General features: G+C 72.0%; 7 protein-coding genes. 3 read left to right on the top strand and 4 right to left on the bottom strand.

Features of this window, described 5'->3' with window-relative positions; all coding sequences use genetic code 11:
- Positions 1-144 precede the first annotated feature (144 nt).
- Positions 145-1,200 (bottom strand): substrate-binding domain-containing protein, encoded by a 1,056-nt coding sequence (locus ACFWOG_RS12220; RefSeq protein WP_380357369.1) that lies wholly within the window; start codon positions 1,198-1,200, stop codon positions 145-147.
- A gap of 548 nt (positions 1,201-1,748) precedes the next feature.
- Here ACFWOG_RS12220 and ACFWOG_RS12215 point away from each other — a divergent pair.
- The 3 genes from ACFWOG_RS12215 (at position 1,749) to ACFWOG_RS12205 (ending at position 6,402) form a co-directional block, all read left to right on the top strand.
- Positions 1,749-3,011 (top strand): heparin lyase I family protein, encoded by a 1,263-nt coding sequence (locus ACFWOG_RS12215; protein WP_380357366.1) that lies wholly within the window; start codon positions 1,749-1,751, stop codon positions 3,009-3,011.
- 188 nt (positions 3,012-3,199) lie between these two features.
- Positions 3,200-4,501 (top strand): glycosyltransferase 87 family protein, encoded by a 1,302-nt coding sequence (locus ACFWOG_RS12210; RefSeq protein ID WP_380357362.1) that lies wholly within the window; start codon positions 3,200-3,202, stop codon positions 4,499-4,501.
- A 422-nt stretch (positions 4,502-4,923) separates the two neighbouring features.
- Positions 4,924-6,402, top strand: coding sequence for a short-chain fatty acid transporter (locus ACFWOG_RS12205; protein ID WP_380357359.1), 1,479 nt, complete (start codon positions 4,924-4,926; stop codon positions 6,400-6,402).
- Positions 6,403-6,526: 124 nt separating this feature from the next.
- Here the strand turns inward: ACFWOG_RS12205 and ACFWOG_RS12200 are convergent, their stop codons facing one another.
- The 3 genes from ACFWOG_RS12200 to ACFWOG_RS12190 all read right to left on the bottom strand — a co-directional run bounded on the left by ACFWOG_RS12200 (position 6,527) and on the right by ACFWOG_RS12190 (position 12,223).
- Positions 6,527-9,385: an ATP-binding protein gene (locus ACFWOG_RS12200; protein ID WP_380357356.1), complete on the bottom strand. Its 2,859-nt coding sequence runs from the start codon at positions 9,383-9,385 to the stop codon at positions 6,527-6,529.
- A 176-nt stretch (positions 9,386-9,561) separates the two neighbouring features.
- Positions 9,562-9,882 (bottom strand): Sec-independent protein translocase subunit TatA, encoded by a 321-nt coding sequence (gene tatA, locus ACFWOG_RS12195; protein ID WP_380357353.1) that lies wholly within the window; start codon positions 9,880-9,882, stop codon positions 9,562-9,564.
- 88 nt (positions 9,883-9,970) lie between these two features.
- Entirely contained in the window at positions 9,971-12,223 is a 2,253-nt protein-coding gene (locus ACFWOG_RS12190) for an alkaline phosphatase D family protein (RefSeq protein ID WP_380357350.1), read from the bottom strand.
- Between the last annotated feature and the right edge of the window lie 572 nt (positions 12,224-12,795).

The following is a 12,795-nucleotide window of genomic DNA, read 5'->3' as shown; positions in this document are numbered from 1 at the left end:
TGTGCTCCCGAGCAGCAAGGTTTCCGGGCGGCCGGCCGAGGGTCGTCGGGGGCCGGTCCGGGCCGTACCTCGGCCGACCGGCGACCGGGGTGGTCGGCCGATGCCGTTAGGGGTGACGGAACGTCAGTTACGGGTTTTGGGAAGTCAGTTGCAGGTGACGCCGCTGTTCCTGAAGGTGGCGGCGTCGACCATGGTGGTGGGGGCGAACGCCTCGGCGGGCATCTCCTTGCCGCTCTTCAGCCTGTCGTACAGGGTCTGGACGGCCAGTGCCCCGACGTCCTTGCCGTTGATGAACAGGGCGGCCCGCATGCCCGACGGCTTGCCGGAGCCCCAGTTCTTGCAGGCGAGGTAGGCACCCAGGCCCACGCCGATCACGTGGTCGGCCTTGAAGCCGGCGTTCTCCAGGGCGGTGACGCCGCCCTGGACGTTCTCGTCGTTGCAGCCCCAGACCACCCAGTGCTTCACGTTCGGGTTGGCGGTGACGACGGCGGCGATCCTGTCCTGGGCACCCGTGGGGGTGTTGTCGGTGGCGACGTCGATGTTCTGCACTCCGGTACCGCCGCCGTTCAGGAAGGCGGCCTTGGCGGATTTGACCCGGGAGGTGCAGACGGTGACATCCTGCTTCCAGGCGGAGATGCTCCGGGTCTCGGCCGGGTTCCACTTCGACCTGCCGAACTCCTCGGCGGCGCGCTTGCCGACCTCGCTGCCCATCTGCTCGCCGCTGAAGCCGATCCGGGGCACCATGTCCCCCGGCGCGCAGCCCGCCGGATCGGGACCGGTGGCACAGATCTGGTCGTCGGAGGTCAGCAGTGCGACCTTGGCGTCCCTGGCCGCCTGCACGACCTGGGGGCCCACCGCCGGATCCGGGACGACGACGATCAGGCCGTTGGTCTTCTGCGCGATGGCGGACCGGACTTCGCTGACGGTCTTGTTCGCGTCGTTGCCGAGGTTGACCACCTTGAGGTCCACGCCGAGCTCGGCGGCCCTGGCCTTCGCCCCGGCCGCCTCTCCGACGAAGTACTCCTGATCGCCCTGCTTCTGCAGGTAGGTCATCGAGATCTTGCCGCTCACCGGAGCGACCGGGGCACCCGCCCCGGAGGAGGACGACTTCTGACCGGTGGAACACGCGGTGCTCAGGGCGAGTGTGAGCAGGAGACAGGTGGCGGCGGGCACCGTACGGCGGTGCGGGCTCGTGGACATGAACGCTCCAGGAGTACGCGCGACTCTGCGCGGGAAGGGGCGGTGCGAGGGTGGTGCGTGACACCGGCGCGGGGCCGGCCGACACGCTGCTGACCCGGCCACCTCCACGGACAGCCGTCGGTGCGGCCGCGCGGATGCCGAAGGGTCCGATCGAGGCTTCAACCGGCAAGGTCCTGCCCCGGCGAGGGTGCCTCCACGACGCGTTGCGAGGTCCGGGGTATCCGAGAACGCGTCGGAGTACGGCGGTGCGGTTTCCGCTCCGTGTCCGATGCCTTTGCACGCCGATCCTGTGGCTGCGACATTCCAGTGTCAAGGTGTTTGCATCATTAATGCCCCTTGCCGGAGTGCCGGCCGGGCAGCGGGGCGCAGGAGGCTTTGGTAACGAACCGGTGTCGGACCGGGACGGGGAAGCAACGCGGCGCTCATGTAGTGGCAACCGGCTCTCACCGAAGCAAGCACGCGCAGGAGAGCCGGCGCTTCCGCTCAGTTCCTCGCCGTGGACCGCGACCTCGCAAGGTCGCCGTCGCGCCTCTGCTCCTGGATGGTTCATGTTCCAGCGTCACAGCCACAGCCGTCGGGTCGGTGCGATCCTGGCGGCCGTGCTGGCGGTGGGAGCCGCGTCCGCCGGCTCCACCGCGACCGCAGCGTCCACCGCCGTCCCCTTCAGTGACGGTTTCGAGTCCGGCAGCACCACGGTGTGGCCCCGCAAGGGCATCGACGGCGAGGGCGCGGTGGACGTCGTGGCGGCCCCCGGTGGCCACACCGGCAGGGCCGCCCGGTTCACCCTGCCCGACGACGGCAGGTCCTACCGATCCGAGATAGCCACCAGCCGCCTGCCGTACGGCAGCTACCGCTACACCTTCTCCAACTACCTGCCGCAGGAATGGATCTCCTACGAGGCCCAGACCATCGTGTCCCAATGGCACGGCGGAACGGACACCATCCCGGCGGTCGTCCTCGCGGTCAGGGCGGACCGGTGGCTCATGCTCGTCCACTGGAAGGCGGGCTCCGAACCGGTGAACGAGGTCAGGTACGACCTCGGTCCCGTCCGGCTCGGACACTGGAACCAGTGGGCCTTCGACATCACCTGGTCCACCGCGGCCACGCCCGGTTCCATCGCCGCCCGGCTCGACGGCGCCCAGGTGGGATCCCACCTCGGGCCCAACAGCTACCACCAGGACACCGCCCCGTATCACAAGATCGGTCTGTACCGGCCGAATTGGAAGGCCTCGAAGGGGAACGTGAGCGGCGGGACGCCGCCGGTGGTCGTCTACTACGACGACGTCTCCATCACCCCGGGCCTTCCGGTCCCCGGTAGGCCGACGGCCGCACCGTCCTCCGCCGCACCGACGGCCCCCGGCGCAGCGTCCCCCACCGCACCGGCCTCCCCCGGCACGCCGTCCCCCACCGCACCGGCCTCCCCCGGCACGCCGTCCGCCGCAGCACCGTCCGCCACCGCGCCGGCCTCCCCCGCGTCCCCGAAGCCCGCGACGTCGCCGCCGACCGCCCGACCCTCCGCATCGGCGTCGGCGCAGGAGCCGCCGTCGGCACAGCCTTCCGCCCCGGCCACCGCATCCGGACCGGCGGTGCCCGGAGCCACGCCCGGAGCCACGCTTGGGCCCGTGGAGGACATCCCGGCGGAGACGGACACGGACACGGACAACGACGGGCGCCCCCTGGCGGAGACCGGCCCCTCCGACCGGACACCGCTCGTCCTGGCCACCGGCGGGGCGCTGCTCGTCGCCGGCCTCCTCCTCGCCTACCGCCTCCGCACGAGGACCGCCGCCCGCAGGACTCACCGAAAGGCGTGAGACCTGCCCGCCGCTCGTGACGGGGCGGGGCGGGCCGACGGACGCGACGGGCCGGGTCGTACGGACCCGGCCCCGGTCCGCTCCGCCCCCACACCGGGTCCGGGTGGGGCCGGGGCCGGACTCGCGACGTGCCCTCCCCCTTCCCGCACACGCCGTACCGAGCACCGCACCGACCCGAACGGAGTCCGATGTCCGACTCAACCGCCGAGCCGCGCCGTCGCGCGACCGACCCGACGGTCCTCACCCTCGCCGCGACAACGGCGGTGGGGGCCGCGCTCCTGTGCAGGATCCTCCTGCTGGACGGCGAGTCGTCGGACTACTTCTACTTCCTCGGCCCCTGGTACCGGTACATCGCGGAGAACGGCGGGTTCGCCGCCCTCAGCGACATGGAGTTCTCCGACTACAACGCCCCGTACCTCTACCTCATGGCCGCGCTCACCTACCTGCCGGTGCCGGCGCTGGCGGGCATCAAGTGGGTCTCGATCCTGTTCGACCTGGCGCTGGCGTCGTACACGTTCCGCATCGTCGCCCTGCGCCGGCCCCGGCGGCTCCGGCCCGCCCTCGGAGCGGCGGTGGTCGTCCTCCTCCTCCCCACCGTCGTCATCAACAGCGGCTGGTGGGGCCAGGCCGATGCGATCTTCACGACCTTCCTGGTCGGCGGCCTGTACCACCTGCTCCGGGACCGGCCCTGGTGGGCCGGCGCGTTCTTCGGGATCGCGCTGGCGTTCAAGCTCCAGGCGGTCTTCCTCTTCCCCCTGCTGCTGGTACTCGTCCTGGTGAAGCGGATCCCCTGGCCGAGTCTGCTGGCCGTTCCGGCGGTCTACCTGGCGCTCGACGTCCCCGCCCTCCTGCTCGGCGCCGACCCGTGGAAGCTGCTGACGGTGTACACCCGACAGACGGGCACGTACACGCAGCTCACGCTCAACGCGCCGTCCGTCTACCAGTTCGTCTCCGTGCCGCAGACCGCGGAGGGTGCCGTACGGAGCGTCGGGGTCCTGATCGCGGGTGCGACGGTCCTGGTCCTGGTCGGGCTGGCGGTGCGGTCCGTCCGGCGGGCCGGCAGTGCGGTGGAGCGGGACGGACGACCGCTGCTCACACCCGCCACCGTCCTGCTGCTGGCCACCACCTCCGCGATCGCGGTGCCGTTCCTGCTGCCGTCCATGCACGAGCGCTACTTCTACGTCGCCGACGTGCTCAGTGTGATCGTCGCCTTCCACCGCCCCCACCGGCTCTGGTACCTCCCGATCCTGGTGCAGGCGTCGTCCCTCGGCAGCTACCTCACGTTCATCGCCCCCGCCGTGGCGCCCTACCTGTCGATGCCGGCCCACGGCATGCTGATGCTGCTCGCCCTGCTCGCCGTACTCCGGGCCACGGCCCGGGAGTTGCGCGGAGTTCCGGCACCGGCCGCCGTCCGGTCCGCCGTGCCGGGAGGCCCCCGACCGGCTGCCCCGCGCATCCCGGAGCCGCGGCAGGCGGAGTTGGCGCGGTAGCGGCCGACGGGGCGTCACTCGGTGGGGACGATGCCGGGCCGGTCCACGACCTCCTCGACCACGGTCAGCGTCCGGGTGGACCGCAGCCCCTGGATGCCCCGTAGCTTCTCGAACTACGACGGCGCGCAGCGTCTCCGTGTCGCGGACCCGCACCAGGAGCACGATGTCGAAGCCCCCCGTGAGGTACCCCGCGTACCGGACCTCCGGCAGCCCGCCGCAACCGTTCCAGGCGCGCACACCGTGCCGCGGGAGACGTTCCGGGCATCGAGGCGCGGTCGCGGCCGACGTCCACACCTGGCCCGGGTCAGGTGTGACCCTCGTCACCATTGACCCCGGAAGTCGCGGCGACGCAGGATCGGCCGCACTCCCCGCACCGGCCCGGCACAGGTGCCACCTATCCGGGGAGTGAGAGCGAGGATCCGATGACGACGACCGCGCCCAAGCCTCCCGGTCCGACGACGGGAACCGGCGAGAACTGGCCCGCCCGGATTGCACTCCGCTTCACGGCCTTCACCGAGAAATGGCTGCCCGACGCACTGGGCTTCGTCCTGGTGGGGACGTTCCTGATCTTCGCCCTCGGACTGGTGTCCGGGGAGGACCTCCTCGGTGTGCCGGACAAACCCGGGGCGACGAGCGGGTACGGCCTGGTCGACGCCTGGGGGCAGGGATTCTGGTCCCTCATCACCTTCACTCTGCAGATGGCCATGATCGTGATCGCCGGCTACGCGGTGGCGGCCTCCCCGCCGGTCGGGCGCCTGATCGCGCGGATGGCGGCGCTGCCCCGGACCCCGCGCGGCGCCGTCGCGTTCACCGCCGCCGTCGCCATGCTCACCTCCTACGCGAACTGGGCGTTCAGCCTGATCTTCACCGCGATCCTCGCCAAGGAGGTCGCCCGCCGGGTCCCCGGCGTGGACTACCGCGCACTCGGCGCGATGGCCTTCCTGGGCCTCGGCACGGTGTGGGCCCAGGGACTGTCCGGGTCGGCCGCGTTGCAGGTGGCCAGCGCCACGTCGAGCCCGGCGGCCGTGCAGAAGGTCATCGCCGAGGGCCGGGGCAGCGGGCTGATCCCCCTCACCGAGACCATCTTCCTGTGGCAGGGCGTTGTGGCCACGGCGGTCATCTTCGTCATCGGTGTGGGCATGGCCTGGTTCCTGGCCCCCTCACCGGAACGCGCGAAGACCGCGGAGCAGCTCGGCATCGACCTGGGCCCCGGTCTCGACCGGCAGCGCCACGACAGCCGGCGGACCAGGCCGGGCGAGTGGATCGAGTACAGCCCGGTCTTCACGGTCCTGCTGTTCGCGCTCGGGGCCTGGTACCTCGTCCGGCGCTTCGCGAACTCCGGTGGCAGCCCGCTCAACGCGCTCGACCTGAACACCATCAACCTGATCCTCATCCTGCTGGCGCTCGTCCTGCACTGGCGGCCGGCGAACCTCGCCCGCGCCGTCAAGGACGGCACGCCCGCGGTCTCCGGTATCCTGCTCCAGTTCCCGCTGTACGGCGGCATCTTCGGGATGATCGCCTACACCGGCCTGCACAAGACCATCGCCGGCTGGCTGGTGTCGGTGTCGAACGAGTTCTTCTACCCGGCCATGATCGCGGTCTACAGCTGCGTCCTCGGGGTGTTCGTGCCCAGCGGTGGCAGCAAGTGGGTGATCGAGGCCCCCTACGTCCTGGAGGCGGCCAACCAACTCCAGGTCAACCAGGGCTGGATGGTCGTCGTGTACGACCTCGGCGAGGCCAGTGCCAACCTGCTGCAACCGTTCTGGATGCTGCCCACGCTCGCCGTCCTGGGGCTGAAGGCGCGCGACATCATGGGGTACACGTTCGCCATGTTCCTCGCCCTCTTCCCCGCCGTGCTGGTGCTGGTCACCGTCTTCGCCCGCACGCTCCCCTTCCCCTGAGCTCCTGCCGAGGCACGGGCGTACCGGTGACCGACCGGTCTGCCGACGACCCTCACGACGGCCCCGTGTTCCGCTCAAGGAGCGCGCGGGATCCGTACGGGGGGCCGTCGGCAGACCGGTCGGCTCAGACCTGCCCGTCGGTGAGGTCGGCGCGGGTGGTGCGGAGCTTGGCGAGGACGCGGGCGACGTGGTTCTCGACGGTGCGGGTGGAGAGGAACAGGGCGGCGGCGATGTCCTTGTTGGTGGCGCCGGAGGCGAGCAGGTCGCGGATCTGTTCCTCGCGGGGGGAGAGCCGGTCGCCGTAGCCGGCCCGGCCGCGCGGGTTGGGGGTCTGCCGTCCGAGTTCGCGGAGCCCTCGGTGGCAGCGGGCCGCGTCGGAGGTGGCGCCGAGGCGCTCGAAGGCGGCGATCGGGCCGGCGAGGCGGGTCTCCGTCTCACCGGGGTCGGTGCGGGTGCGGGCGGCGCGTTCGGCGGCGAGGGCGGCCCGGTAGGGGCGGCCGATGTCGCTCCACTGCGCTGCGGCGAGATCGAAGGCCGCCGTCGCGGCGTCCGGGTCGGTGGCGGCCAGCAACAGGCCGCGGCAGTGGTGCTGTTCGGCGTCGGCGCCGGGCGCGTCGCGGCCTGCGGCGGCGGTGGCGTGGCGTTCGGTCAGGTCGCGGGCCTCGTCGGCGCGGTCGAGGGCGAGGAGGGTTTCGACGGCGGTGGGGACGAGGTCCCAGGCGTAGCCCCAGGCCTCCTTGCGGTCGAGGAACGTCAGGAAGTCGAGCGGGTCGGTCAGGGACCGCCAGGCGGCCTGCGGGTCGCTGCGGGCGAGGTGGAGCCTGGCCCGCCCGGCGGCGGCGCCGAACAGGTCCAGGTGCAGTCCCCGGGTGAGCGCGGCGTCGAACACCGCGGCCGCCTGCCCGGTCAGACCCCGGGCGGCGGCGGTGAGACCCCGCACCGCCGCCAGCAACCCGCCGGACCGCAGGGGGTTGTCCGGGTGACGCTCGTGGAGGGCCGCCAGTCCGCGCTCGGCCTCGTCCCAGTGCCCGGACTGCCAGTCGAGCACCACCCGGAAGGTGTCCAGGTAGGGGTCCAGCATGGGCAGGTGGGTGCGCGGTGCCATGGCCCGCAACTCCTCGACGGCGCCTGCGGACCGTGTGTCGTGCCCGACGCAGAGCCAGGTCTCGGCGATGCTGCAGACGCTGAAGGCCGTGGCCTGGAGCACGGGCACCTCGCCGTCGCGGGGCAGCGCCGCCAGGACCTCCGGAAGGGCCGGGTCCGCCACCACGCCCCGCAGGAAGATGCCGGCGACGTCCATGATCGGCCGGGCGTTGCGGGTCTCGGCTCCGGCCAGCAGGTCGTAGCCGCGCCGGACGAGGTCCCGCTGCTCGGCGAGCGTGAAACGGTCGGTCTGCGACAGGCCCAGGTAGCTCAGGATCCGGGCCGAGGTGACCGGGGTGCTGTCGCCCACCTCCGCCAGGGCGGTCACGATCTCCTGCTCGCCCGCCAGGTCTCCGACCTGGTAGATCAGCAGCCCGCCGAGGCTCGTCCTGATCCGGCCGCGCACCTCCTCGGGCAGACCGGCCACGGTCAGGATCCTGCGCAGGATCCTGACCGTGGTGGCGGCCTCGGTGCCGACCGAGGCCGTGTACGAGAGCGCCCAGGCGGCATGGGCGAGCTCCCGCGGGGTGAGGTCGGGCTGGTCGATGATCTCGTTCAGCAGCGTGGCGGCGGTACCCGTGTCACCGACCGCGGTGGCCTGGTCGGCGGCGGCCCGGGCGCGGGGCAGCCAGGCCTTCCGGTCCCCCAGCGCACGGGTGTGGTGGGCGATCTGCACCAGCGGCGGCGGGTCCTGGGCCAGCAGCACCTCCAGGACCCGCCGATGGGTCCGGTTGCGCACCGGCCCCGGGAGGGCGGCGTAGACCGCCTCCTGGGCCAGGACGTGCGCGAATCCGTAGGTGTCCGGACCGACCTGCCGCAGCACCGCGGCGTCGAGCGCCTCCACGAGTGCCGCGTCGCCCCGCTCCTCGTCCAGCCCGGCGGCTTCGGCGAGCAGCCCGGTCCCTGCCGGGACGGACAGCACGGCCGCGGCGTCGACCAGGGCCGCCGCGTCGGGGCCCAGCCGTCCGGTCCGGTCCGCCAGCACCTCGCCGAGGCTGCGGGGCACCCGCAGGACCGCCGTGTCCGCCCCGTCCGGTGACCGTGCGAGGGTGATCAGGTCCTCCTCGATCACCAGCGGCAGACCACCGCTGCGTTCCAGCAGGGTCCGCACCAGGGCCGGTGCCGGATCGCCGCCCAGCACCTCCCGCGCCATCGTCCGCAGCTCCGCCTCACCCAGCGGACCGAGCCGGACCTCCGCCCCGCCCGTGCCCGGCGGACGCCTGAACGGCACCCCCAGCACCGGCCGCCCGCCCGGCAGTTCCTCCCCCCGGTAGGTGAGCACCAGCGCGACGTCGCCCGGCATGTCCCGGGCCAGCAACAGCAGCAGCTCCCGGGTCGCCTCGTCCGCCCAGTGCACGTCCTCCACCACGAGGACCGCCGGCGCCACCGCCTCCAGCACCGTCCGCACCGCCGAGACCACCCAGAACCGTCCGGCTCCGGACACCGAGACCTCCGGCGGCAGGTCGGGCGGCGGCTCGGGCAGCGCGCCGGCGAGGTCCGGCAGCAGCGGCGCCAGCACGCCCGCCGAGGCACCCAGCCGCCCGGCCGGCGGCAGCCACGGCCCGATGCGGCGCAGCGCGTCGATCACCGGGCCGTACGCCAGCGGCTCCCGCAACGGATGACACCCGCCCGCCAGCACCCGCAGACCCTGCGCGCGCAGCACCGCCGACGCCTCCGCGACCAGCCGCGACTTGCCGATCCCCGCCTCGCCCTCCACCAGCACCACCGCCGGACGCACCCCGGACACCGCGGAGAGCAGCGTCCGCAGCTCAGCCTCCCGGCCCGCGAACCCGACGCCGTGCACGCCGAGGAAGGCCCTGCCGTCACCGAGGTCGTCCACAACCGGCTCCCGTCCTGCCCGCGGCCTTCCCGGGCGGGAAGGATCTCGGTCTCTGCGTCCACGGTAGCCATCCCGGCGCAGGTCGGCGGAGCGGGGGGCACGGCCGCACGGGGGACGCCCGGTCTGCGGGTGTACCGGCGGCCGGGCGTCGAGGCCGGGCCCGGGTAGGGGTCCGGTCAGGAGGGGGTGTGCGAGTGGGAGGTGCTGGGTGTGGTGCGGCCGCCGGCAGGTGCGTCGGTGCTGGGCGGGGGGATGGCCGGGGCGGTGGTTTCCGGGGCGGTGTGGGCCGTGTGGGCGGTCTGGGAAATGTCTGCGGGGGTGTCCGGTGCGGGGTCGGGCGGGGTGTCCTCGTGCAGGGCCCTGGTCTCGGCCTTCAGGATGCGCAGGGACTTGCCGAGCCCGCGCGCGGCCTCGGGGAGCTTCTTCGAGCCGAAGAGCAGCACGATCACGGCGAGCACGACGATGAGGTGCCAGGGTTCCAGGCCGTTGCGGAGCATGGGCGTCTCTCCTTGACTGTCGATCCGGAGGGGCCGGGTGGTCGGCGCGGGGCGGCGGTCGCCCCGCGGTCCCGCGCCGACCGGGGTGTCAGGGGCGGGTGAGGTCGGTGATGGTGCACGTCTGCGTGTGCAGCACCGCACCGTCCCGGTTGATCCACTTGGCGGTGAGCGTGGCCGGCGTCACGGTGGTGTCGGCCGTCAGCTTGAGGAAGGTGTACGGCGCGTCCTTGCTCCACTTCACCGGGTCCGCCGGGTGCGCCGTCCACCGCGTCTTCTCCGGGAGCCCGGTTGCCGCGGAGGTGGTCACGTCGAACTGGTCACCGATGGTCCAGTCGTGGACGGGGCTGACGACGTACTCCCACATGTCGTAGCCGGCCGGCTTCGGGTCGGCCGGGGTCCCGTCGAAGTTCTTCACCGCGCGGGAGACGTGGATGTCTCCGCTGAGCATGACGCAGCCGGAGATCCTCTCGGTCTTGATGAGGTCGAGGAGCTGGAGCTTCTCGGTCTTGTAGGTGTTCCAGTCGTCCTTCTCGGCGGTGATCTTGTCGTACCAGACCATCCCCGAGCCGAGGACCTTGAAGGTGGCCGTGCTCGCCTTCAGGGCGTCCTTCAGCCACGTCGACTGGACGGTCTCCATGCAGACCCCGGTGGAGGTGTTGGAGAACCACCGCGGGTCGATGAGTAACACCTCGACCGGGCCGCGTCGGAACGACGTGTAGATGCCCTCACCGGGGCCCCGGCCGGTCAGGAGGCCGGTGCCCCCGGTGACGTGGCCGAAGTTCGCGTTGGCGCGGTAGTCGACGAACGCCTCCCGGTACATGGTCTTCAGCGTCGATCGGCCGTCGGTGTCGTTTCCCGCGAAGTCGTGGTCGTCCCACGTCCCCCAGATCGGCATCGACGAGACCATTCTCGCGATCTCGGGTACGGCCAGGAAGTCCCGGTGGTGCCTGCGCACCCTGTCCAGCTCACTGGAGGCGCCGGAGAGGCCCATGTCGGCGTAGGGGGTGTCACCGAGCATGACGAAGCCCTCGCAGCCCTCCGTCATGACCTGCTTCCACAGGTGGTTCGGCACGTTGTGCGCGCAGGAGCCCACACCCAGCGAGACCTTGGCAGCCGCGCCCGCCGCCGGTGCGGTCCTGAACGAACCCTTCATCGGGACAGCCGGGGCGGCGGCCGTCGCGGACGTGATGTCGAAGGTGTACTCCGTGTTCGCCTGCAGACCCGACACGTCCATCAGGAGGGTGCTGTCGTTGGCGGTCGAGAGGGTCGCGGTGACGGTCTTCACCACGACCCCGCCGGCCTTCACCTCGCACTTCCAGGTCGGGTAGGTCCCCGGGTCCACGCCCGGCCGCGCCCAGAGCCGGGCGGTGGTCTCGCTCACGTGGCCGACGAGCGGACCCGCCTGGAGCGACGGCGTGACCGTCAGACTGGGCGCGCTGCCGGCCTTCGCCGACTTCACGTACCCGGTCAGGGCATTGAAGAACCTGCGGCTGTCGTCGATGGCGGCCTCGCTCTGGGTCGGCGCGCCGGCCGTGTCGTAGCACTTGTCGATGGTGAGGCTGGAGACCAGGTATCTGCCCTTGCCGTCCACGGAGGACTTGCCGTCCGCGGCGACGATCTTGTCCTTGCCCTCCAACAGGGCCGCCGGGTAGCCCGACGTCCCCGAGACGCAGGCCAGGAGCACCCGCATCTCCTTCCAGGCGCCGAGCGACTCCCAGCTGGCGGTGACGGAGCGGCCGGCGAACACCTGACCGGAGGCGTCCGCCGGCAGGACGGAGACCAGCGGGTGGGCGGTGGCCACCCGGTAGACCGTGTTGAAGTCGGCGTCGGTGCGCACCGCGAACATCGCGGTCGAGTTGTAGTCCCACTTCCAGATCGGCAGGTAGGGGACACCGACGCCGGGCTCGTCGGACTTGGCGAGGTCGAGCACCACCCCGCCGGCCCGGACGAATCTCCGCAGCGAGTCGGTGTGTGCCTTCACGTAGGTGCCGTAGGGGTTGGTGTTGTTGGTGCTGTCGTTGGTGAAACTGCCGAAGGCGATCAGGTCCACGGCCTGGGCCTGGGCGTCCGGTGCCTTGGTCAGGTCGAGATCGATCACGGTGAAACCGGCGTGCTCCAACAGCGTTCGGAGCCCGACGGCGTTCGTCCACCGGTCCGCGTACTCCAGCACCGCCGCACGCAGCCCCGACGAGGGGAGCGGGGCCACCGCCGCCGCGGCGGTGCCCGTCATGGCGCTGCCGGCGGCGACCGCCGCCGCGCCGACGCCCAGCAGCTGCACCGCCCTGCGGCGGCTGATCTCGGCGCGAACGCTGTCGGACAGGGTGGGGGAAGAGTCGTCCATGACTTCTCCTGTGTGGGGGTGCCGACCGATGCCGTCGGACCACGGCCCGCAAGCGGGCGTGGTCGAACGGGGGTGGGGTGGGTGCGCGCAGCCCGGTCGGCGGGGGTGGGTTGCGCGTGACACGTGTGGACGTTGCCCGCACCCGGACGGGGGTGTCTCAGGTCAGCCGGATGCGGCTCTGCAGCAGCTTCGACGGGCCGGTGGAGAAGGGGGCCGTCATCGGCGAATCGGGGTGGGGTGGATACCCGGAACTACATCGGCAGCGCAACAGCGCTGTCAATAGTCGTGCACCGGATATCCGTTCGCGGAATCGGGTGAGGTCCATTCGCCTCGTACGGCCGGGACCTGACGGAACAAGCCCGGTTCCGGCCATACGATTTCGTTATCCGCCCCATCAGGAATTCGGGCCTTCCCGGGACTCGCGCTTTCGCCGAGCATCGGACCCGGGCTCCCGGGAGGGGCGTGTCGCGGTGCTGCCGTTGTACCTGAGGTGGGGGGCGGGGGGGGCCGGCCGGCCCCCCCGCAGGGACAGGCTGTTATAAAAAAATGTACCAGCCCCGGACAAATACAGT

The sequence above is a fragment of the Kitasatospora sp. NPDC058406 genome, from assembly GCF_042722765.1.
Classification (GTDB): domain Bacteria; phylum Actinomycetota; class Actinomycetes; order Streptomycetales; family Streptomycetaceae; genus Kitasatospora.
This window is presented reverse-complemented; position numbering and strand designations above follow the sequence as displayed.